This window comes from Pseudoflavonifractor sp., from assembly GCF_050943825.1.
Classification (GTDB): Bacteria; Bacillota; Clostridia; order Oscillospirales; family Oscillospiraceae; genus Pseudoflavonifractor.
In genome coordinates this window covers 39,215-59,513 of the sequence record NZ_JBMNPX010000013.1, presented here as the reverse complement: position 1 = coordinate 59,513, position 20,299 = coordinate 39,215, and the positions used below count along the sequence as shown (strand labels likewise).

At 59.9% G+C, this 20,299-nt stretch carries 22 protein-coding genes; 10 read left to right on the top strand and 12 right to left on the bottom strand.

Features of this window, described 5'->3' with window-relative positions; all coding sequences use genetic code 11:
• Positions 1–260: 260 nt before the first annotated feature.
• The 3 genes from tsf to ACOX7T_RS10980 form a co-directional block, all read right to left on the bottom strand.
• Complete coding sequence (tsf, locus tag ACOX7T_RS10990; RefSeq protein WP_433442688.1) at positions 261–1,178, bottom strand: translation elongation factor Ts; 918 nt, start codon at positions 1,176–1,178, stop codon at positions 261–263.
• A gap of 87 nt (positions 1,179–1,265) precedes the next feature.
• Entirely contained in the window at positions 1,266–1,991 is a 726-nt protein-coding gene (gene rpsB / locus ACOX7T_RS10985; protein ID WP_006574480.1) for a 30S ribosomal protein S2, read from the bottom strand.
• A gap of 203 nt (positions 1,992–2,194) precedes the next feature.
• Positions 2,195–2,479 (bottom strand): YlmC/YmxH family sporulation protein, encoded by a 285-nt coding sequence (locus ACOX7T_RS10980; RefSeq protein WP_433442685.1) that lies wholly within the window; start codon positions 2,477–2,479, stop codon positions 2,195–2,197.
• An 87-nt stretch (positions 2,480–2,566) separates the two neighbouring features.
• Here ACOX7T_RS10980 and ACOX7T_RS10975 point away from each other — a divergent pair, with 87 nt between their 5' ends.
• Complete coding sequence (locus tag ACOX7T_RS10975) at positions 2,567–3,451, top strand: hypothetical protein (protein WP_433442683.1); 885 nt, start codon at positions 2,567–2,569, stop codon at positions 3,449–3,451.
• A gap of 188 nt (positions 3,452–3,639) precedes the next feature.
• Here the strand turns inward: ACOX7T_RS10975 and ACOX7T_RS10970 are convergent, their stop codons facing one another.
• The 6 genes from ACOX7T_RS10970 to ACOX7T_RS10945 form a co-directional block, all read right to left on the bottom strand.
• Positions 3,640–4,998 (bottom strand): uroporphyrinogen decarboxylase family protein, encoded by a 1,359-nt coding sequence (locus ACOX7T_RS10970; protein ID WP_433442681.1) that lies wholly within the window; start codon positions 4,996–4,998, stop codon positions 3,640–3,642.
• Between the two features lie 69 nt (positions 4,999–5,067).
• The gene (locus tag ACOX7T_RS10965; RefSeq protein WP_433442679.1) at positions 5,068–6,603 is read right to left on the bottom strand and encodes a sodium:solute symporter family protein; all 1,536 of its coding nucleotides are present in this window, start codon (positions 6,601–6,603) and stop codon (positions 5,068–5,070) included.
• 3 nt (positions 6,604–6,606) lie between these two features.
• On the bottom strand, positions 6,607–6,843 hold the full coding sequence (locus tag ACOX7T_RS10960) for a hypothetical protein (RefSeq protein ID WP_294519895.1): 237 nt from the start codon (positions 6,841–6,843) through the stop codon (positions 6,607–6,609).
• 129 nt (positions 6,844–6,972) lie between these two features.
• Positions 6,973–8,430 carry a trimethylamine methyltransferase family protein gene (locus ACOX7T_RS10955; protein ID WP_433442677.1) on the bottom strand — a complete coding sequence of 486 codons (1,458 nt, stop codon included), beginning with the start codon at positions 8,428–8,430 and terminating at the stop codon, positions 6,973–6,975.
• Between the two features lie 63 nt (positions 8,431–8,493).
• Complete coding sequence (locus ACOX7T_RS10950; RefSeq protein ID WP_433442675.1) at positions 8,494–9,135, bottom strand: corrinoid protein; 642 nt, start codon at positions 9,133–9,135, stop codon at positions 8,494–8,496.
• 84 nt (positions 9,136–9,219) lie between these two features.
• A complete protein-coding gene (locus ACOX7T_RS10945; protein WP_433442673.1) occupies positions 9,220–9,879 on the bottom strand; it encodes a cobalamin-dependent protein in 660 nt (219 codons plus the stop codon).
• A 273-nt stretch (positions 9,880–10,152) separates the two neighbouring features.
• Between ACOX7T_RS10945 and ACOX7T_RS10940 the strand changes: the two genes are divergently transcribed.
• The 6 genes from ACOX7T_RS10940 to sigG all read left to right on the top strand — a co-directional run bounded on the left by ACOX7T_RS10940 (position 10,153) and on the right by sigG (position 16,955).
• The gene (locus ACOX7T_RS10940) at positions 10,153–11,430 is read left to right on the top strand and encodes a helix-turn-helix domain-containing protein (protein WP_433442671.1); all 1,278 of its coding nucleotides are present in this window, start codon (positions 10,153–10,155) and stop codon (positions 11,428–11,430) included.
• Between the two features lie 58 nt (positions 11,431–11,488).
• On the top strand, positions 11,489–12,145 hold the full coding sequence (locus ACOX7T_RS10935) for a hypothetical protein (protein ID WP_433442669.1): 657 nt from the start codon (positions 11,489–11,491) through the stop codon (positions 12,143–12,145).
• 38 nt (positions 12,146–12,183) lie between these two features.
• Positions 12,184–13,920: an ASKHA domain-containing protein gene (locus tag ACOX7T_RS10930; protein ID WP_433442667.1), complete on the top strand. Its 1,737-nt coding sequence runs from the start codon at positions 12,184–12,186 to the stop codon at positions 13,918–13,920.
• Between the two features lie 21 nt (positions 13,921–13,941).
• Complete coding sequence (locus ACOX7T_RS10925; protein ID WP_433442665.1) at positions 13,942–14,868, top strand: CobW family GTP-binding protein; 927 nt, start codon at positions 13,942–13,944, stop codon at positions 14,866–14,868.
• An 80-nt stretch (positions 14,869–14,948) separates the two neighbouring features.
• Positions 14,949–16,004, top strand: coding sequence for an LCP family protein (locus ACOX7T_RS10920; RefSeq protein WP_433442663.1), 1,056 nt, complete (start codon positions 14,949–14,951; stop codon positions 16,002–16,004).
• Between the two features lie 180 nt (positions 16,005–16,184).
• The gene (gene sigG, locus ACOX7T_RS10915) at positions 16,185–16,955 is read left to right on the top strand and encodes an RNA polymerase sporulation sigma factor SigG (RefSeq protein ID WP_433442661.1); all 771 of its coding nucleotides are present in this window, start codon (positions 16,185–16,187) and stop codon (positions 16,953–16,955) included.
• A 36-nt stretch (positions 16,956–16,991) separates the two neighbouring features.
• Here sigG and ACOX7T_RS10910 read toward each other — a convergent pair whose 3' ends face one another.
• Entirely contained in the window at positions 16,992–17,777 is a 786-nt protein-coding gene (locus ACOX7T_RS10910) for a type III pantothenate kinase (RefSeq protein ID WP_433442659.1), read from the bottom strand.
• 4 nt (positions 17,778–17,781) lie between these two features.
• The gene (locus tag ACOX7T_RS10905; protein WP_433442657.1) at positions 17,782–18,255 is read right to left on the bottom strand and encodes a metallophosphoesterase family protein; all 474 of its coding nucleotides are present in this window, start codon (positions 18,253–18,255) and stop codon (positions 17,782–17,784) included.
• Positions 18,256–18,341: 86 nt separating this feature from the next.
• Between ACOX7T_RS10905 and ACOX7T_RS10900 the strand changes: the two genes are divergently transcribed.
• From ACOX7T_RS10900 to ACOX7T_RS10890, 3 genes are read left to right on the top strand one after another with little or no spacing between them, the layout of a single operon-like run.
• Positions 18,342–18,623: a hypothetical protein gene (locus ACOX7T_RS10900; RefSeq protein WP_433442655.1), complete on the top strand. Its 282-nt coding sequence runs from the start codon at positions 18,342–18,344 to the stop codon at positions 18,621–18,623.
• A gap of 42 nt (positions 18,624–18,665) precedes the next feature.
• Positions 18,666–19,181, top strand: a complete 516-nt coding sequence (locus ACOX7T_RS10895) for a hypothetical protein (RefSeq protein ID WP_433442653.1) — start codon at positions 18,666–18,668, stop codon at positions 19,179–19,181.
• Positions 19,174–19,482, top strand: coding sequence for a hypothetical protein (locus ACOX7T_RS10890; protein ID WP_433442651.1), 309 nt, complete (start codon positions 19,174–19,176; stop codon positions 19,480–19,482). The genes ACOX7T_RS10895 and ACOX7T_RS10890 overlap by 8 nt, the downstream gene beginning before the upstream one ends.
• A gap of 8 nt (positions 19,483–19,490) precedes the next feature.
• Here ACOX7T_RS10890 and ACOX7T_RS10885 read toward each other — a convergent pair whose 3' ends face one another.
• Positions 19,491–20,267, bottom strand: coding sequence for a hypothetical protein (locus tag ACOX7T_RS10885; protein ID WP_433442649.1), 777 nt, complete (start codon positions 20,265–20,267; stop codon positions 19,491–19,493).
• Positions 20,268–20,299 lie beyond the last annotated feature (32 nt).

The following is a 20,299-nucleotide window of genomic DNA, read 5'->3' as shown; positions in this document are numbered from 1 at the left end:
TTTTGAGTTAAATGCCATTTCCCTTAGATACCATGTGGTCATCCCATCCAAAACAGTCGTTTGTCCAACCATTTTGACCACAAGCTGCTGGCCCCATCTTTTTCGAAAAAAGTTCCAAATTAGTTCCAAATCAATCCAAAGCCCGGGCTAAAAACAGAAAAGAAATAAAAAAAGAGCCCGGGGAAACGAATTTCCTCGGACTCTTTTGTGAGTCATTATTTCGGGACAATGTGCTTGTTTGCGGGGGGACAAGTACACAATTACTTGCCCAGCTGCTTGGCGATCTCCTCGGCGAAGTTCTCCTGCTTCTTCTCGATGCCCTCGCCCTTCTCGAAGCGGACGGCGTCCTTGAAGGTGATGGTGCCGCCCAGAGCCTTGGCGCTCTGAGCAACATACTGCTCCACGGTCACGGAGCCGTCCTTCACGAACGCCTGCTGGAGCAGGCAGTTCTCCTCGTAGAACTTGTTCAGCTTGCCCATGACGATCTTCTCACGGACCTGCTCGGGCTTGGAGGCCATCTTGGGATCATTGGCCATCTGGACCATCATGATCTTCTTCTCCTCGTCCAGAGTGGCCTGATCCACCTGGCTCTTGTCCCAGAAGCGGGGATTCAGAGCGGCGATCTGCATGGCCACGTCCTTACCGGTGGTCTCCACCTGCTCGGCAGTCAGGCTGGTCTCCAGGTTGACCAGCACGCCGATCTTGCCGCCAGCGTGGATGTAGGGCACGGAAACGCCCTCGGTGTAGAAGTGGAAGCGGCGAACCTTGATGTTCTCGCCGATGACCAGCACCATCTCCTGCTGCTGCTCGGTGACGGTCATCTCGGTGCCCTCAAACTTGCAGGCCATCAGGGCATCCAGGTCGGCGGGCTTGTTGGCGGCCACGGTGGCGGCCACGCCCTTGACGAAGTTGACGAACTTCTCGTTCTTGGCCACGAAGTCGGTCTCGGCGTTGACCTCGACCACAACGCCCACGCCGTCGATCACAGCGGCGTAAGCCATGCCCTCAGCGGCGATGCGGCCGGCCTTCTTCTGGGAAGCGGCCAGACCCTTCTCACGCAGGAACTCCACAGCCTTGTCCATATCGCCGTCGGAAGCGGTCAGGGCCTTCTTGCAGTCCATCATGCCAACGCCGGTCATCTCGCGCAGAGCCTGCACGTCTTTCGCGGTAAAAGCCATAATAAGTTACCTCCACATTTGTATAATGAATATGAAGAGCGCCCGCCCGCCTGGGCGGGCGCTCCAAAGTCCGCAGTGGGAAATGGCTTACTCAGCCACGGTCTCCTCGGTCTTCTCCTCGGGGGCATCCTGACCCTGCTTGCCCTCCATGATGGCGTTGGCCATGACGGAAGAGATCAGCTTGATGGCTCGGATGGCGTCATCGTTGCCGGGGATGACATAGTCGATCTCGTCGGGATCGCAGTTGGTATCCACGATGGCCACGATGGGGATGTTCAGCTTGCGGGCCTCGTTGATGGCGTTGCGCTCCTTGCGGGGGTCAACCACGAACAGAGCACCGGGGAGCTTCTTCATCTCCACGACGCCGCCCAGGTACTTCTCCAGCTTGGCGATCTCGCCCAGGTGCTTCATGACTTCCTTCTTGGGGAGCATGTCGAAGGTACCGTCCTCCTGCATCTTCTTCAGCTGGTTGAGACGGTCCACACGGCCGCGCATGGTCTTGAAGTTGGTGAGCATGCCGCCCAGCCAACGGGCGTTCACATAGTAACCGCCGCAGCGGCCGGCCTCTTCCTTGATGGCCTCCTGAGCCTGCTTCTTGGTGCCCACGAAGAGCAGAGTCTGACCGTTCTGAGCCAGCTCACGGACGAAGTTGTAGGCCTCCTCCAGCTTCTTCACGGTCTTCTGCAGGTCGATGATGTAGATGCCGTTACGCTCGGTGTAGATGTAAGCGGCCATCTTGGGGTTCCAGCGGCGGGTCTGGTGACCAAAGTGGACACCGGCCTCCAGGAGCTGCTTCATAGATACGACTGCCATAGTTTTGTTTCCTCCTTTATAGTTATTACCTCCACCAGTTCATCCGGAGCCCGCCAGCCCATGGGGCACAAGGCGCTCCGTCACAACGGTGTGCGTAATACTGTGCTTTTACACAGCTAGAGTATTTTATCATAGGGTTTTGCGGATTGCAAGTATAATTTCCATTTTTATTTTATAAAATGCGGATTTTACAGGATTTTTTTCTATCCCTCCCGCCTGCTGCGACGGCGTTCCTCACGCCCGGCACGCAGTGCGCCCGACTCCACCAGGATAATGTCCTCCCCGAACCGGCGCACCGAGTCCCAGGGAAAGATCCGATCCTCCTCCCTGCCCAGCAGGCCGAACAGCCGCAGCCGCCCCGGCACCACCAGCGCGCAGATCTGGCCGGTATCCAGATCCACCTCCACATCTCCCACATACCCGAAGCGGCTGCCGTCGGTCACATTGATGATCTCCTTGCACCGCAGATCGGCGATTCTGCTCTTCATGGCCGTTCCCCCATTTTCAAATCGCGGAATTTGATATATAATCCTATGAGGTGCGACCCCTGTCCTATGAAAGATTGGTGAGTGTATATGCAGACAAAATCAACCGGGAAAAAGCGCCGCCGATGGCTGTGGGCGGCGGTTCCCGTGGCCATCGTAGTCATATTCTTTGGTCTCAACGCCCTGCTCCAGACCTTCTGGGCCCACCGGGACCCGTACTTTTCCTCGGACTATGAGCAAATAGACCTCTCCCCCATCCTGGAACAGGATTCCCTGGACGACGAGGACTATGAGACAATCTTTTTCCAGACCGGTCTGGCCCGACCGGCGGTGGACGCGCTGCTCTCCCAGGGCAGCCAGGGTGTGGAGCAGATTCTGGAGACCCAGGCGGGCTTCTTTGCAGAGCAGACGCCGGTGTGCCTCGACCTGCCTCCCATCACCAAGGAGGACCGGCTGCGGGACGCCGACGGAAACCCGGTCTACTCGGTGCCGCTGGCTCCCCTGGAGCCCGGCGACATCATTCTCTCCTTCTCCACCCATACATACGGCTGGCGGCACGGCCACGCCTCCCTGGTGGTGGACCCCCAGCTGGGTATCACCCTGGAGGCGGTCGTTCTTGGCAGCGACAGCGCCCAGGTCAACGCCCAGCACTGGCGCACCTACTCCAACTTCATGGTCCTGCGGGTAAAGGACGCCGACGCTGAGACCAGACAGCAGGTGGTCCAGTTCGCCCTGGAGCATCTGGACGGGATTCCGTACAGCCTGCTCTCCGGCATCTTCGGTCCCAAGGCCCCCGACCCGGACAGCGCCCTCAAAGCCCAGTGTGCTTATCTCCCCTGGTACGCCTGGCAGGCCTTCGGCGTGGACCTGGACTCGGACGGCGGCAAGATTGTCACCGTGCTGGACCTGGCCGAAAGCCCCCTTCTGGAGGTGGTCCAGATTTACGGCATTGACCCCGCCTCTCTACCTTTATAATATATAAAACACAGAGCGCCCGGCTCCCCAAGCCGGGCGCTCTGTGTTTCTTTTGAGGGAGATATTTAATGCGGCAAAATGAACTGACTGGCATCGATTCATCTCTTGAAGACTTGCGCAAATCTTCTGTCTGCCCGGCGCAGCCGTACACCGGGAGAGCTCCGCACTAAATCAAAGTGATTTGAGGCTTACAGCAGGGCCTCGATCTCCTCCCGGAGGGCCTTGCCGTCGGGAATCATGGAGACGTGGCGGATCTGGCCGTTGATGACCATGGTGGGCAGGTTGGTGATGCCCATCTTCTTGCAGCGGACCACGTTCTCGCGGATGGTGTACTTGTACTCGATGATGTCGATCTTGTCGCCAAAGTAGTCCTTGGCGGCCTGAGCGGCGGCCATCATGTAGGTACAGGCGGCGCACTGGGTGGAGTCCAGAGTAAAGACCTCGATGAAGGGCTTCTCCAGGTGCTCGTAGTCAGGCAGCTCGATGTGGATGCCGCTGTCGTCGGGACCGGTGTAGTCCTTGAGCATCTCGCGGCACTGGTCCGTGTTCTTCACCGCCTGGGAGCAGGCCACGGTGTTCTCCACGGGCACGTCGTAGGGCATGTCGCAGCCGGGGCTGACGATCATGTTGCGGTGATCCTCCACCTTGTCCAGCAGGTCCACCACGTACTTCATATTGTCCTTGGGGGTACCGTGGAGCATGACGGTGGTCAGGGGGATGTTGCCGCTAATGGCGATGTTGTACTTGTCGGACACGCTCTTGCCGTAGACAAAGTCCACGTTCTCGTCCACCGCGATGGAGTCGGGATTGGTCTTGCACATGACCTCCAGCTGAGGCGTGGCGTTGCCGCACACGAAGAAGGAGGAGTACACACCCTTGCTGCGGATGTAGTCAAACACGGCCTTGAAGGAGTCGGCCAGCATGGCGTCGAAGGATTCGGGGGCGATCTGGCTGACCAGGGGATCCACCACCGCGATGACATCCATGCCCGCCTTGATGTAGTAGTCGCACATCCGGATGGAGGCCTCGGCGCAGTAGCTCACCAGGTCCCGGACATACTGCTCGTCCATCAGCATATCCAGGAAGATCTCGCTGCCCCGCAGGTGGGAGGCCAGGGTGAAGGGGCCGCAGATCAGGCCGTAGAGGGCAATGTCGTCGCCCACGGAGGCCTTCAGCTTGGTCATGGCCTCCAGCATAATGGGAATACGGCCGGACTCGGGGGTGGGCAGCTTGCAGCGGCAGGGGATGCCCTTGTTGTCCCCCTCATAGGGGTGGGTGGCCACGGAGGGCGGATTGTCCTGGGCCCACATCAGCTCGCAGCCCAGAATCTCCGCCTCCAGCTGGAGGTCGAACATGATGGGCATACCGTCGGGACCGTAGAGCCGGGCCACCTCCATCAGGCACTCGTAGAGCTTCTGGCCGTCCTGGAGAATCTCCTGGGCGGTATAGCCCTTGAGCTTGCCGGAGTGGATACCGGCGAAGGGCACCCAGGGCACCCGCTCGGTGGGCTCATGGCGCATGGTCTTGAAAATCAGTTCTTTTCCCATTTCGCAAGATTCCTTTCCAGTTGGGCGCGGGAGAGACGCGCTCCCCCGCGCCGCGGCTGATGATTGAAGTTATTTATCCGCCTTCTTGTAGAACCGGTTCATGCCGGCCTCCAGCGTGGCATAGAAGGGGGCGGCGTCGCTCTCGGGCTGCTTGGTCACCAGACTGACCACAAACATGGTCACCGTGGAGCCCAGGAGGCCGAAGGCACCGTACCAGGTGTTGCCCACGTTCCACACAAAGTAGGTCATGAGGACCAGCACCGTACCCACGATGGAGGAGACGATGGCGGCCTGCTTGGTGGCCTTCTTCCAGTACAGGCCGAAGACCAGCACGGAGAACAGGGGCGTTACAATGGCGATGGAGAACATAATCAGAGTAAAGATCAGATCGGGCGGATTGATGGCCAGGACAGTGGACACCAGTCCGATGACCACGATAATGACCCGGTTGACCATGGTCTCCTTCTTCTCAGGCACCTTGATGTGGAAGGTATTCTTGATAAGGTCCGAGGATACAATGGCGGCGCTGACGCCCAGGAAGGCGTTGGCAGTGGACAGGCCCACGGCGGCGGAACCCACAAAGAAGCCGATCATCAGCACGGTGGCCAGCACGGGGCTGAAGTCCAGCACGAAGTTCTTCACCAGGTAGGGGATGATGAGCTCGGACTCGGAGGCGGTCATGTTGCTGACCAGAGCCAGGCCGATAAGGCCGATCATCATGGTGCCGGTCCATACCACAGCCTGGAGCACAGGAGTGAGGAAGGACAGCTTGCGCTGGGTCTTCATGTTGTCGCCAAAATAGCCGGAACGGACGAACACGTGGGGCAGCATGATGGTCCAGCCGATGGCGCAGGAGAAGGGATAGCCGAACCGGGCCGCGTAGGGCGTCCAGCCGGAGGGGCCGGGATAGGAGAAGAACGACTGCGTGTTCTCCCACAGGTTGCCCACCGCCGCAGGCAGGGATCCGCCAAAGCCCACGATAAGGCAGGCGATGACGATGACCCACAGCATGGCAATAAACAGCAGGCCCTGGACAGTATCCGCCATGGCGGCGGACTTCATGCCGCCGATGCACACAAAAACCGTCATGGTCAGGCCGATGACAATAACAGCCATGCGGTAGTTGATGGCGCCGTCGGTGGCGTACTGGGCCGCCTGAGCGATGGCCACCAGGGTGGAGGTGACGTAGGGCACGGCGGAGACCAGGAAGATGATGCCCAGGATAGTGCGCAGCGCATTGCTCTTGAAGCGCTCATAGTAGAAGTCTGCGGGGGTGACCAGGGTGCCGCCCTTTGCCTGATTGACGATCCACACCTTGTTCATGGTAAAGTGGGCGATAATGGGGAACAGGGCAATGTAGCTCATCTCAGACAGCCAGTAGCCCAGACCGCCGCGGTAGTAGGCGCCGGGGCCGGCGAAGAACACCCAAGTGCTCATCAGAGACGCGATGTAGGTCATTACCAGCACCGGCCAGGGCACGGAGGCGGTCAGCAGGCTTCCCTTGTTCTTCTGGCGGCGCTCCTTCAGCGTAACGTAGACTGCCACGCCGATGAGGAAGCACATGTACAGGCCAAATGCGATCCAGATAGTATTGGCGCTCAGCATCCGTTATCCCTCCTTTGTACTGGACGCGGGGGGCGCGTCCGCATCATCTCTCAGCTTGTAAATCCGGTAGACCCTTACCAGGCCCACATAGACGATGATCCAGATGGGTACGACCGTAAGCAGCGCGTGAATCAGCGTGGGAATGGCCTCGCCATAAGGCGGGACACCGGGGAGATTGTAGAGGATATAGAAGATTACCGTGAGAATCAGCCAGATTTTTTCCGTCTTCGTTACTTTCATCTCTAAACCGCCTTTCTCTCAAATTCCAGACACACATGCGGAATTTCGTCGCCGAAACCGCTTATGGGGCGGATCCATGATATGGCCCGCACGGAGATGCGGGCCATATCGCAGATGGCCGGAGTGCGCTTACTCCTTTACCAGCGCCTTGTGGGCCTCCCTGAGCACCTTCTCCACCTCGGCGGCCTTGTCGGCGGGCAGCTCGTACACGTCCTCGGCTGCCATGATGGCGTTGAACTTCTCCAGAGCCTTGTCCAGCAGGGTCTTGCTGCCGTTCATCTCCCAGTTCACCGGGCTGTCGCGGTTGAACATGTCGGGGCGGTGGGGCTCGGTGAAGTGGCGGAAGGTGTGCTCGCTGGTCAGGAAGCTGAAGCTGGGATCCTTGTCCAGGCCGGCAATCAGCTCGTCCCAGTCCAGGGTCTCGTCATCCACGGCCAGGCCGCGGCGGATGCGGCGGGCGATGCCGAAGATCTCATTGTCGATGATGAGCTGCAGGGGGCTGATGGTCTTGGCGGTCTCCAGCTGGCCGGCGCCGCCCAGGACGGAGGCCTCGCTCATGGCCATGGCGTCGATGAGGTTGGTGCGCTCGATGAAGTTCTGCTCGTCCATCACCACGCTGTCGGTGCCGGTGCCGTAGGAGTGGGCGCGGATGTTGTAGCCCCGCTCAAACAGCTCCATGCAGATCAGGCGGGCGATGGTGATCTCGGTGTTGGACTGGAGGGTGTAGGTGCTCTGCATGTCCATGGAGAACAGCAGCGTGGTGGCGATGACCGGCAGGCCGGGGCACATCAGCTCCAGCATGACGATCTGGGCAAACACCTCGGCGCAGGCGATGAAGGCGGTGCCCTGGGCGGTGACGGGGGTGTTGGCGCCGGCGGTGGGCAGAGAGCAGGGCTGCACGGGGATGCGGGACTTGGCGCAGCGGTAGAGCACCTCGGCGTCCATGTGCTTGAAGGTCAGGCTGGGCACGCCGCAGGAGATGAAGCTGACGATGGGCTTCTCCTGCAGGTTCTTCAGGCCGCCCACAGCGGCGGCAGACATGTCGATGAGCCACTGGACGTTGGCGGACTCATAGGGCTGAATCCAGATGTGCTTGGCGGAGTGCTTCAGGGCCTTCTCCAGGGTGTAGACATCCACGGCGTCGCCGGGCACATACTCACCGGAGGTGGAGGGCAGGGTGACGTAGTCCAGGTTCTCCATCACGTTGGTGATCTTGTACCACTCGTCCACCTCTTCCAGGGTGGTGTAGTGGGTGTCGCCCTTCACGGTGCGGTAGTTGGGCGCGCCGGTATTGGTGCGGGTGTAGAAGTTGCCGGTGGGGTTGGGGAACTCCAGGTCGTATTTGCCGCTGGGGGAATAAAGGGTGAACTTCTCAGGGACGGCGGCCACCGCCTTGTCGATGAGCTCCTTGGTGAACCGGACGTCCTTCTTCTCCATGTCCACCACGCAGCCCAGCGCGGCCAGCTCGGCGAGCATTTCCTCGTGGTCCAGGTGGATGCCCCGCTCGATGAGCAGCTGCTCCATGCGGCTCTTCATGTACTCCAGTTCCTGGTCGCTCAGCACGTTATATTTGACTCTTCCTACCATGGGAATTCATCCTCCATTTCATTCATGTCTGTCCGGCGCCCGGCCGGAACGGCGGTTGATACTTCAGCGGATGCTGGTCACGTACTCCTTGGCCCAGCGGGCGGCGGCGGCAGCGTCGGCGGTGAAGGCATCGGCGCCGATCTTGTCGGCCCAGGCCTGGGTGACGGGGGCGCCGCCGATCATGACCTTGACCTGGTCGCGGACGCCGGCCTGCTTGAGAACCTCAATGACGTGGCCCTGCTCGTTCATGGTGGTGGTCAGGAGGGCGGAGAGACCCACGATGTCGGGGTTGTGCTCCTTGATAGCCTCGACAAACTTCTCGGCGGGGACGTTGGCGCCCAGGTCGATGACCTTCAGGTTGGCGCTCTTCATCATCAGGCCCACCAGGTTCTTGCCGATGTCGTGGAGGTCGCCCTTCACGGTGGCAATGACAGCGGTGCCGATGGTGGTGTCGCCGCCAGCGGCCAGCAGGGGCTGAATCACTTCCACGCCGGTGTTCATGGCCTTGGCGGACATGAGCACGTTGGGCACGAAGATCTGGCCCTTGGCGAACCGCTCGCCGATCTCGTTGATGCCGGGCATCAGGCCGTTGTTCAGAATGTCGGTGGCCTCCAGCTTCTGCTCCACAGCCTCGGTAACCTTGGCCTTGGTACCCATGATGTCGCCCTTGATAACAAGCTCGGTGATCTCGTTGAGAATAGACATAAATTCCCGCTCCTTTTCAAATATTGTCCGTATGTCTGTTTCCTTCATATGTACTTGCTTTTTCTGACGTGTGTTAAGATGCGCTCAGCGCCCCGGCTTCTCCCGCCGCTCTGTGCTGATTTCAGTGGCCAGTCGGGCTGTGTCCATCATGGTGCCGGAGAACTCCACCCCTAACTCCCGGGCAAAGCTGGGTGTGATGGGCCCGCCTCCTACGATGATGTGGACGTGGTAGCCGAAGTCCTCCTGGCGAATCCGCTTCACGGTCTCCTTCATACTGGCCATGGAAGTGGTCAGCATGGCGGACATGGCCACGATGCGGGAGCCGTCCGCCCGCAGCTGGGCGATGAACCGTTCGGCGCTGACATTGGAACCCAGATCCGTCACATCGAACCCGGCGCTCTGGAGCATGATTCCCACCAGGCTTTTTCCGATGGTGTGGATGTCCCCGCGGACGGTTCCCACCACGACCTTCTCCCGGTGCTCTGCTCCATCGGCCTGCTCCAACAGCAGCGGCCGGATGATGGCCACCGCCTTCTGCATGGCTCTGGCCGAGAGCAGGATCTGCGGAATAAACCGCTCTTCCCTGCTCAGCATGATGCCCAGGCGGTCCATGGCCGGAATCATCCCTTTTTCCAGAATGTCAACCGGACGGCAGCCCTTTGCAAGCAGCTCTCGACACTGTGCTACGGTCTTTTCTTCGTCTCCGTCGATGATGCTCTGAAAAATTGTATTAAACCGATTCATTCTGCTGTTCCTTTCCGCTCCACGCTTGTAGTATATCGAACCAGCCCTTTAATTTCTAAGAAAAATACCATTTCTTTTTGTTTTATTCCGGCGCATTTGCCAAGGCTGCGGCATGTCTTTAAAGTTCTTTATTGCTTTTCATCCAAAAAAGGGGTATAGTGATTTAAAAATTACAAATTGGTAATCTTCATTTTACCAATTCCATAATCACCCCGCAACTTTTCCGCCCTGCCGCGGCGGGAAGGAAATCTGCCGAAACGGGAGGAATATGGTTTGCAAGCCATTGATCAAAAGCGTCTGCATGAATATTTGGACGCCTTCAGCGTCAGCACCGGCGTGCCGGTAACCCTCTTTGCCCCCGACGGCTCCATCATGGAGGAGTTCCAGACGGAGAAGAATTTTTGCCAGTTCTTCCCCATCTACCGCCAGCCCGACAGCGTGTGCGGCAGCACCATGCTCTTTTCTGCCAAATCCTCTTACCACCTGGGCGAACCCTACATATTCTCCTGTCCCTCGGGCCTGATCCACATCGCTGTCCCCGTTGTTGTGTCGGAAAAATTCTGCGGCTGCGCCGTGGCCGGTCCCCTGTCCATGGGCCCTGTCTCAGCGGAACTGCTCACCCAGGCCTTTGAGTTCAATCAGGTCTCCCCGGAGCTTCTGGCGAAAATTTCTCTTTTCATTTCCTCCATGCGGGTATATACTCCAGAACAAATACAGAAGTTCTCCCTGCTGCTGTACAGCGCGGTGGTACACAGCCACAAAAACTGGGATGACTACGAGCAGCTGCGCCTGCGCTACCAGCGCCAGCTCACTGTAGGCGACCACATCCAGAAGCGCAAGCAGAGCAAGCCCCAGAATACCTCCGCCGCCCTGTCCGCCCCCACCTGCTCAGACTTGGAGGACCGCCTTGCACGGGAAATCCAGGGCCGTAACCGGGAGGCCGCCCTCACCTGTCTGGATGACCTCTTTGAGGAGCTGGTGCTGGTGGAGGGCGGAAACTTCGACAGCATCAAGCTCCATTTCTTTGAGCTGTACATCTCCCTGGCCCGCATGTCCACCGAGCGGGGCGCCTCCCTGCGGAAGATCTTCGGGCTGGACTTCAAGTTCATCAACTCCCTCAACGAGCTCAACACCCTGGACAGCCTGGCCCAGTGGAGCCGGGAGCTGGTCATCCACTTTGTGGATGACATCTTTGCCGACCTGCCCCAGGTATCCTCCGCCACCACCCGGGCGGTGTCCTACATCAACGCCCACTACATGGACAAGCTGACCCTGCGGGATCTGGCCTCCGCCCTGTTTCTCAATGAGTCCTCCCTGTCCAAGCTGTTCCGGCAGGAGCTGGGCTCCAGCTTTACCGACTACCTCAACCGCATCCGCATCGAGCACAGCACCGAGCTGATGCGCAACACGGACAGAAGCCTGCTGGAGATCTCCGGTCTGGTGGGCTTTGACGACCAGAGCTACTTTACAAAAATCTTTAAAAAAGTGACGGGAACTACCCCCCGTCAGTATAAGAGCCAGCTAAACAGCGAAAAACACACCTCTGACTGAGCCTTCGCCCCGCTCCACAAGCAGACGATTTCAGACACGAGGAAAGGATGAGCCTTCCATGGTTTATTTTGCTGATATCACGCCCAAGTACGACCGCAGCCGCATTTTCCGCAGGCTCCATATCCAGCCGGACACCACCGCCTACCGGTATGCCGAGGCGGCCTTTCCCGCCCTGGAGCGCACCGCCCGGCAGCAGCTGTGTATGACTCACTGCTACGCCGTGGAAGAGGGCGCGCCGCCCATGGGCGTGCCCGAGGTAGACCGGTGCCGCTACCGCATCACCTGCCTGTCCACCTGCTCAGAATCGATTACCAAGGCCATCTCTCAGCTGATCGATCAGGGCGATTTTCTGGAGGGCTACCTCCTCAACGACCTGGTCAACGAGATGCTCTTTGACGGCTCCGAACAGATGAACCGCCAAATCGCCGCCGCCATGAAGGAGAGCAGCTGCCACCTGACCCGCCGCTTCTCCCCCGGCGAACAGGATCTGGATTTGGAATATCAGTCGGTGCTTCTGGACGCCTTTCACGGCATCCCGGCCCTGTCCCATGTACGTCTGACAGAGAGCTATATGCTCTATCCTGAAAAGTCCATGCTCTACCTCTTCGGTGCCGACTGCAGCAATCCGGAGATCTCCGTGGAGCATGACTGCGGCAAATGCCCCAATACATCCTGCTTCTTCCGTTCCACGGAAGGGCCTGCTGCCTGTCTCTGATTCCGCTCACAAGTCAAGACAAACGGAGGGTTTTATCTATGTATTGTATCAAACTGCCCAATCAGAACGCCGCCTTTGAGACCTCCGGCGGCGTCACCATCGCCCAGGCCTGCGCCGCCGCCGGTTTCCCCCTGGATCTGGTCTGCGGCGGACAGGGTACCTGCGGCAAGTGCGCCGTCCAGGTTGACCGCAACGGCACCTCCGAAACTGTCCTCGCCTGCCGGACAGTTGTGGACTGCGACATGACCGTCTACCTAGAGGAGCACCAGCTCACCCGTGACGCCTCCATCGTGACTGAGGGCCGCTCCGCCCACCGGGCCCGCCTCTCCCCCGCCGTCTCAAAGCGCTGCATGACCAGGGCTGAGCTGCTGCCCCCTCACTGCGGCGCCTACCTGGACCCCTTGTCTCCCAGCATCTTGCGCCCATTTTCCAAGCTGATGGCCGACGCTTCGGTGGACCGTGTCACCTTTGTCTCCTACCGCGGGCAGCCCGTTGCAGTTGAAGCGGGCGACACCACTGCTCTGCTCTACGGCGGAGCCATTGACATCGGCACCACCTCTGTAGTCCTCTACGCCTACGACCTGAACACCGGCACTCTGCTCAACACCGTGTCCGCGCTGAACGGACAGATTGTCAGAGGCGCCGACGTCATCTCCCGCATCCTCCACACCCGTGAAAGCGAGGGCGGACTGGATGAGCTGACCGGCTATATCCGCGGCACCATCCACGACCTTCTGGACCGGACGGAGGAGAAAATTCCCGGCTTCCGCAGCCATCTCTACCATCTGGTGCTCTGCGGCAACAGCACCATGCAGCACCTGTTCCTGGGCCTGGACCCCTATGGCCTCTCCCAGGATCCCTTTGTCAATATCACCGCCGGTTCCGTCCACTGCTCCGCCAAGGAGGCGGGAATTGAAATGCCCGCGGGCGGCGTAGTGGAGTTCCTCCCCCTGCTGGGCGGCTTTGTGGGCGCCGACACCACCGCTGTCATCCTCACCCTTCCCACCGACACAGGCCCCTGCCTGATGGTGGATCTGGGCACCAACGGCGAGATTGCCGTGGGCAGCGGTACCAAATATAAGGTCTCCTCCACTGCCTGCGGCCCTGCCCTGGAGGGCGGAAACATCGCCTGCGGTATGCGGGGCATGGAGGGCGCCATTGAGCGGGTCTCCCTCCAGGACGGCAAGCTCACCTACCGGGTCATCGGCGGCACAGAGCCTATCGGCCTGTGCGGCTCCGCCATCATCGACGCGGTGGCCGAGCTGTGCCGGGCGGGTATCATCGACGAGTCCGGCCGTCTCTTGCCCCGGGATGAATTCCTTGACGAACAGCCGGACAGCCCTCTGGCCGAATATCTGGGTGAAGTGGGTGAGCATAATACCGCCTTCTTCTTTACCCGGGGCGAACGGCCCGTCTATCTCTCCCAGCACGATGTGCGGCAGATTCAGCTGGCCAAGAGCTCTATCTTCTCCGGCTGCATGACCCTGCTGGAGGAGGCCGGTCTCTCCCCCGACCAGCTGGACGCCCTCTACCTGGCCGGCGCCTTCGGCAACTACATCGACATCGACCGTGCCCTGGAGATCGGTCTGCTGCCTCCTGTCCCCAGAGACCGGATCCGCTCCATCGGCAACGGCGCAGGACAGGGCGTGCAGATGTGCCTGCTGAACCAGGCTGAAATGGACCGCTGCAAGGCTCTGCCCGCCACCATTGAGCATTTGGAGCTGGCCACCAGCGCCAAGTTCATGGAGACTTACATCATGAATATGAACTTTTAACTGTCACGGAGGATGGATTTTATGAGCAAGCTTGTTCTTCTCACCGGCTTCCTGGGCGCGGGCAAGACCACCTTCCTCAACCACGTGCTCCAGGAGTTCTCCCAGGAGAAAATCGGCCTGATTGTCAACGAATTCAGCGGTACCGGCGTGGACGGCGCCCTCATCCGCCACGACATCCCCGGCGCCAGCATGATTGAGCTCAACAACGGCTCCATCTTCTGCGCCTGCATCAAGGACTCTTTTGTGGACTCCCTCATCGACCTGGCCGGGCGGGATCTGGACTATGTGTTTGTGGAGGCCTCCGGTCTGGCCGATCCCTCCAGCATCTCCTCCATTCTGGACCAGATTGCCACCCTCTCCGGCGCGGTCTATGACTACTGCGGTGCCATCTGCCTGGTGGACGCCCTCTACTTCCCCAAGTACCTCAAGCTCCTTCTGGCCCTCCGCCGTCAGGTGGAGTACAGCCGGGCCGTGATTCTCAACAAGGCGGATCTGGTGACTGAGGAACAGCTCTCCCAGGTGGAGCAGTCCATCCGGGAGATCAATCCCAAGGCCGCCCTCTACCGCACCACCTACGCCAACGTCTCCCTGCGGGAGATCCTCTCCGAAGGTCCCCAGGAGGAGGCCGCCCCCCAGGAGAGCTCCAATACCGAGAGCAGCCGCCCCGTCACCATCACCCTCTCCACCCAGGAGGCTGTCACGCCCCAGGCGCTCCGGCAGTTCCTGGAGGAGATTGCCCCCTCCACCTACCGGGTCAAGGGCTTCTGCCGCACCACCGAGGGCACCAAAAATGTCAGCATGGTGGGCACGATCTGCCAGATGGAGGACTGGGGAGACGCCCTGGGTCAGACCCAGCTGGTCATCATCTCCAACATTGGCGTGCGCATCTTCTCCGTCACCCTGGACGCCGCCAAGCGCTGCTTCCAGTCCCCTGTGGACCTGCGGTAACGCCGCAAACAGCGCCGCTTACCTGTCCTGTTGCCCACCGGAAGGCCTTCCTCTAAAGAGAGATATCCAGGAGGTAGCATATGAAGCCATCCCACAGCAGCCCCTCAAACAGCCCGCAGGCCATCGCCCGGAAGGTGCTGAAGATTCTCTACATCATTCTGGCTGTTATCGCTGCCATCATTGTAATCTTCTACTGCGCCTACAAGCTGCTGGCAAAGGAGCCCACGCCCGCCCCGCCTCCTTCGGCGGCATCTCAACCTGAGAGCAGCCTCCCGGCCAGCCAGAGTCCGGAGGCATCCAGCAGTCCCTCTCCGGATCAGCAGGTCAGCCGCACCCACGAGCGGAAGCCTTACTGCTACACCTTCCTTCTGGTGGCCACGGATCAGGTCAGCGGCAATACGGACACCATCATGGTTCTCACCTACGACACCGTCAACCAGACTGTCGGCCTGGTGTCCATCCCCCGGGACACCCTGGTGAACGCCGGTTCCCTGAGAATCAATTCCCTGTACTATAAAGGAATTGAGGAGCTGGAGAATTGCGTATCCGATCTGCTGGGTATTCCAATCGACTACCATGTCATCATTGACATCGAGGGCTTTGTGGAGCTGGTGGATCTGCTGGGCGGGGTGGAATTCGATATTCCCGTCCACATGAGCTACGATGCGCCGGACCAGGACCTGCATATCCACTTTGAGCCCGGTCTGCAGCACCTCACCGGCGAGGAGGCGCTGCTGGTCTGCCGCCTGCGCAAGAACAGTGACGGCACCATTCCCTATCCGGACTCCGACATTGGCCGGACCAGAACCCAGCAGCAGCTCCTGGCCGCCATTGCCAAAAAGGCCCTGGCAAATCCGCAGAACCTCCCCTCCTATGTGGAAATTATCGCCGACACAGTGGACACGAACCTGAGCTTCCGTGAGATGCTCTGGTTTGTGGAGCCCGCCCTGGGCTTTGACCTGGAAAACGGGCTGTCCACCGCCACGCTCCCGGGAAACGGTGAGGTCTCCTACAAGGGCCTGGACTGGCTCTATCAGCTCTATCCCGAAGAGGTTCTGGACATCGTAAACACCATGCTCAACCCCTATACCGAGCCCCTGGAGCTGGATGAACTGAATATTTTTGAGGTTGAATAAGAAGAACGGCTGAATTTCCAAACCGGGTTTGGAAATTCAGCCGTTCCTTTTCTCACCTGCCTGTTTGCCAAAAGCAAGGGAAAACCGTCCTACGATAAAAAATATACCCCTCTGCCGGCCCGTATGAATCCACTGGGCCGGGAGATACTGTAAACAGCGCATTCACAGGGGGGTATCGGCTTGCAGGGAAAGGTGGAAATCTGCGGGGTTAACACGTCCAAGCTCAAGGTGCTGAAAAACGAGGAGACCGTGGCGCTGCTCAAACGCACCAAGGAGGGGGATATGGCCGCCCGGGAGGAGCTGATTGCAGGCAACCTCCGGCTGGTTCTGTCCGTCATCCAGAAGTTCAGCAACCGGGGCGAAAACGTAGACGACCTGTTTCAGGTGGGCTGCATCGGCCTCATCAAGGCCATCGACAACTTCAACACCGACCTGGACGTCCGCTTCTCAACCTACGGCGTGCCCATGATTGTGGGAGAAATCCGGCGCTACCTCCGGGACAACAGCTCCATGCGCGTCTCCCGCTCCATGCGGGACACCGCCTACAAGGTCCTCCAGGCCAAGGAGAAATTCATGGCCGAGCACCAGCGGGAGCCCACCATGGAGGAGATCGCTAAAATGCTGGACCTGAAACGGGAGGATGTGGTCTTTGCCATGGACGCCATTATGGATCCGGTGTCCCTCTATGAGCCGGTCTACTCCGACGGCGGCGACGCCATCTGCGTCATGGACCAGGTGAAGGACAGCAAGAACACTGACGAGAGCTGGCTGGAACAGATCGCCCTGAAGGAGGCCATCTCCCACCTCTCCGACCGGGAGCGGCACATCCTGAGCCTCCGCTTTTTTGAGGGCAGGACCCAGATGGAGGTGTCGGCTGAAATCGGCATCTCCCAGGCCCAGGTGTCCCGGCTGGAGAAAAACGCCATCTGGAAAATCAGAAAAAGCCTGTAAACAGACACGGGGGAGCATCGCTCCCCCGTGTTGCTTTTATGCTTTTTCCCCTTGATAACGCCGGTAGATAATGCGCAGGCCGTCCAGAATCAGGTTCTCATCCACCAGGTCAATCAGGTCCGTGTTGTCCGCCACCATCCGGGACAATCCGCCGGTAGCCACCACCTTGATCTCCCCCTCCGGATACCCCATCTCCTGCTTGGTGCGGCGGATGAGATACTCCATGGCGCCGATATATCCCAGAACCGCTCCCGCCTGGATCTGGCCGACAGCTGTACAGTTCAGGACCTTGTCAGGTGCTGCCAGCTCTACGTTGGGGAGCATAGCAGCTTTCTGGAACAGGGCCTCCGTGGAGATGCGCACGCCAGCCGTGATGCAGCCGCCTAGGTAGGCGCCCTCCTGGCTGACCGCATCCACTGTGGTGGCGGTTCCGAAGTCCAGCACCACCAGCGGGGCGCCGTATTTCTCCAGGGCGGCCACACAGGCCACCGAGCGGTCAGCGCCCAGCCGTTCATTCCCGCCCACCGCGTAGGGCAGACCGGGGTCCACCCCGTTGTCGATGACAAGGGGCTTGCGGTTGAAATAGTGAACCATAGCGCTGGTAAGGGCATACATCACAGAGGGTACCACCGAGGCGATGATCACATCCTCCACCCTGTTGGCGTCCAGACCGAATTTCTCAAAATACTGGGTGGCCAGCAGGCCGATCTCATCCCCGGTCCGGCTGGCATCGGTCTTCAGGCGGAAGCTACCCGCCAGCTTGTCTCCCTCATAAATGCCGAACACCATATTGGTGTTGCCAACGTCAACCGCAAGCAGCATACCTTTACCCCCTCGGAATTTCAAGGATTTCGCAGGACGTACGCTCCCCCTCCAGGCGGATGATGCCGCAGGTCGGCACCAGACCGCCCCGGATGGTGCCGGGGTTCATGACCCACAGGCCGTCCTGCTCACAGCAGAAGGCCTCATGGGTGTGTCCGAAGAGAAGGACATCCACCTTGGCCTCCACAGCCGCCCTGACCGCCTGGCCTATCCCCAGCTTGACATGGTAGATGTGTCCGTGGGTCATGAGAATCCGGCGGCCCTCAAAATACAGAATCTTCTGGGCGGGCACGTCGGTGGCGTAGTCACAGTTGCCGGGCACCAGCTCCAGCGGGATATTCGGATAGGCCCGGGACAGCTCCGCCGCGTCCCGCATCACATCCCCCAGGTGGAGAATCTGATCCGGCCGCTCCTGCTCCACCGCCCGGCGCATATGCTCGATATTTCCATGGGAATCGGAAAAAACCAACAGTTTCATCAATGCACCATCTCCCCTGTCGGGCATAGAATGAGAGTGAAGTTCAATGGATGGCATACATACAATGTTGATTGGAGGGATACGCCATGGCAGCACCCAAATCCAACCTGAACGATCTGATGAAATCCCCGGAGGCCGCAGCGCTGCTGAAAAACAAGGAGGCGCTGGCCCGCATCATGAGCTCTCCGGACACCAAAGCCCTGATGGAGATGCTCAACCGCCAGGCGGGCAGCGGCCTCAAGGGCGCCGCCGACGCCGCCATGAAGGGCGATACCAAAGCCCTCACCGGTATTGTGGAGCGCCTGATGCAGAGCAAGGAGGGTGCCGAGGTTGTGGGGCGCATCAGCGGAGCCCTGCCCAAAAAGTAAGCCAACAGCCGCTGGATTTTCCCAGGGAACGGAGGGTGAGCCATGGCCGATCTGGAGGATAAACTGAATGCGATTCTGGGCAATCCGGAGGCTATGGGCCAGATTATGTCCATTGCCCGGTCCCTTTCGGACACCGGGGATACTGCCGCTTCCGATGGGCAGAACGACGGGCAGGACGACCGGGCGGCCGAGTCACCCTCCCACACGGACTCTGATGAGGATGCCGGAGGCCAGACGCCGAATTCAGAGGCTGTGGCCGCCCTGCTGGCCGGTCTAACCGGCCAGCCCCAGGCAGAGGACCAGAGCGCCGGCGGGGACAATCCCCTGTCCGCCCTGGGTAATCTGGACCCCAAGCTGATTCAGATCGGCCTCCAGCTCTTTTCCGCGTACAGCGCCGAGGACGACCGGCGCACCGCCCTCCTCAACGCCCTGAAACCCTTCCTGAAGGAGGAGCGCCAGGCCAAGCTGGAAAAGGCCATTCAGATCGCCAAGCTCTCCCGGGTCATCCGGGTCGCCTTCCAGGTCTTCAAAAAGGAAGGAGGCGGAGCGGATGTATAACCGCTACATCCCCGGCGCCGGAGGATACACCCGGATTCCGGAGGAGGACGCTCCCCCCACCCATCAGGCGGCCAGAGCCACCCACGGCCCGGAAGCCCACACCCCGCCTCAGGCCTCGGCGGCTTCCGGCACGGAAAAAACTGCCGGGGCCCTCGCCTCACTGCTCAAAAGCCTCAAGCTGGACCAGCTGGACAGCAGAGATGTGCTTCTCCTGCTCATTCTCCTCTTTCTCTTTATGGAGGGGGATGATGTGGAGCTGATGATCACACTGGGGCTGCTCCTGCTGCTGGGGCTGGAGTGATGATCCGTTCACCCCTCCACAGTATGGAGCACAGTGCCGTCGGGAAGGGTGAAGCTTGTGCCCGCGGGCACCGGCATCTCTACCGGCTCGGAGGACATCCGCATGACCAGCTCGTCGCCGCACCAGGTCTCCGCGCCAATCAGCAGGCCGTTGGATACCGACACCCAGTAGCGCTCCCGGTTGCCCAGCTCGTTCTCTGCCGTCTCCACGTAGACACAGGATTCTCCGCTCCGCTCCTCATATCCTGTGGAGGTAATTGACTTTACATTCAGCGCCAGCACATCCTCATAGGTAGGAATACGCTGGGCCATGTTGATGTCCCGCTCTCCCGCGTCCCAGGAGGTCCAGGTGCTGTCGCTGTCATACCAGCGGTAGACGGTCCCGTCCCCCACTATGGTATGTTCCACGGTTCCGCCAGGCCAGGCGGATTCCACCTGTGTCCACGCCCCGTCCTGCCAGACCCGGTTGACTGTGGCACCCATGGTCCCGTCTCCCAGAGAGGTTTCCACCGTAATGGTCCGGAAATAGCTCTCGGGCTGAAGAGGCACCATGGTCCGGATGACACTCTGTACCGTCTCCGGCGTCACTTCCACCCGGACATAGCGGTCTGTATCCGCCGGCTGGCCGCTCTGGCCCTGCTGGTCCTCCGCCGGATCGGTGACCGCCGGAAGGGTGATCTCGGGGGCGGCCGGCGCGAACAGATTGAGGCCAAAGCTGGAAAACACCGCCACTACAATCACAATGGCGATGAGCACCACGAAAATCGTCCTGTTCTTTCCTTCCACGCCTCCACCTCCTCGCCGGACCGGGCCGCTGC

Excerpts from the sequence above, each read along its gene's own strand:
- ACOX7T_RS10965 (WP_433442679.1), bottom strand. The coding sequence starts at position 6,603 with ATGCTGAGCGCCAATACTATCTGGATCGCATTTGGCCTGTACATGTGC.
- ACOX7T_RS10895 (WP_433442653.1), top strand. The coding sequence starts at position 18,666 with ATGGCCGATCTGGAGGATAAACTGAATGCGATTCTGGGCAATCCGGAG.
- ACOX7T_RS10925 (WP_433442665.1), top strand. The coding sequence starts at position 13,942 with ATGAGCAAGCTTGTTCTTCTCACCGGCTTCCTGGGCGCGGGCAAGACC.
- ACOX7T_RS10975 (WP_433442683.1), top strand. The coding sequence starts at position 2,567 with ATGCAGACAAAATCAACCGGGAAAAAGCGCCGCCGATGGCTGTGGGCG.
- ACOX7T_RS10950 (WP_433442675.1), bottom strand. The coding sequence starts at position 9,135 with ATGTCTATTCTCAACGAGATCACCGAGCTTGTTATCAAGGGCGACATC.
- ACOX7T_RS10970 (WP_433442681.1), bottom strand. The coding sequence starts at position 4,998 with ATGGGAAAAGAACTGATTTTCAAGACCATGCGCCATGAGCCCACCGAG.
- tsf (WP_433442688.1), bottom strand. The coding sequence starts at position 1,178 with ATGGCTTTTACCGCGAAAGACGTGCAGGCTCTGCGCGAGATGACCGGC.
- ACOX7T_RS10930 (WP_433442667.1), top strand. The coding sequence starts at position 12,184 with ATGTATTGTATCAAACTGCCCAATCAGAACGCCGCCTTTGAGACCTCC.
- ACOX7T_RS10960 (WP_294519895.1), bottom strand. The coding sequence starts at position 6,843 with ATGAAAGTAACGAAGACGGAAAAAATCTGGCTGATTCTCACGGTAATC.
- ACOX7T_RS10955 (WP_433442677.1), bottom strand. The coding sequence starts at position 8,430 with ATGGTAGGAAGAGTCAAATATAACGTGCTGAGCGACCAGGAACTGGAG.
- ACOX7T_RS10910 (WP_433442659.1), bottom strand. The coding sequence starts at position 17,777 with ATGCTGCTTGCGGTTGACGTTGGCAACACCAATATGGTGTTCGGCATT.
- rpsB (WP_006574480.1), bottom strand. The coding sequence starts at position 1,991 with ATGGCAGTCGTATCTATGAAGCAGCTCCTGGAGGCCGGTGTCCACTTT.
- ACOX7T_RS10945 (WP_433442673.1), bottom strand. The coding sequence starts at position 9,879 with ATGAATCGGTTTAATACAATTTTTCAGAGCATCATCGACGGAGACGAA.
- ACOX7T_RS10890 (WP_433442651.1), top strand. The coding sequence starts at position 19,174 with ATGTATAACCGCTACATCCCCGGCGCCGGAGGATACACCCGGATTCCG.
- ACOX7T_RS10935 (WP_433442669.1), top strand. The coding sequence starts at position 11,489 with ATGGTTTATTTTGCTGATATCACGCCCAAGTACGACCGCAGCCGCATT.
- ACOX7T_RS10900 (WP_433442655.1), top strand. The coding sequence starts at position 18,342 with ATGGCAGCACCCAAATCCAACCTGAACGATCTGATGAAATCCCCGGAG.
- ACOX7T_RS10905 (WP_433442657.1), bottom strand. The coding sequence starts at position 18,255 with ATGAAACTGTTGGTTTTTTCCGATTCCCATGGAAATATCGAGCATATG.
- ACOX7T_RS10920 (WP_433442663.1), top strand. The coding sequence starts at position 14,949 with ATGAAGCCATCCCACAGCAGCCCCTCAAACAGCCCGCAGGCCATCGCC.
- ACOX7T_RS10980 (WP_433442685.1), bottom strand. The coding sequence starts at position 2,479 with ATGAAGAGCAGAATCGCCGATCTGCGGTGCAAGGAGATCATCAATGTG.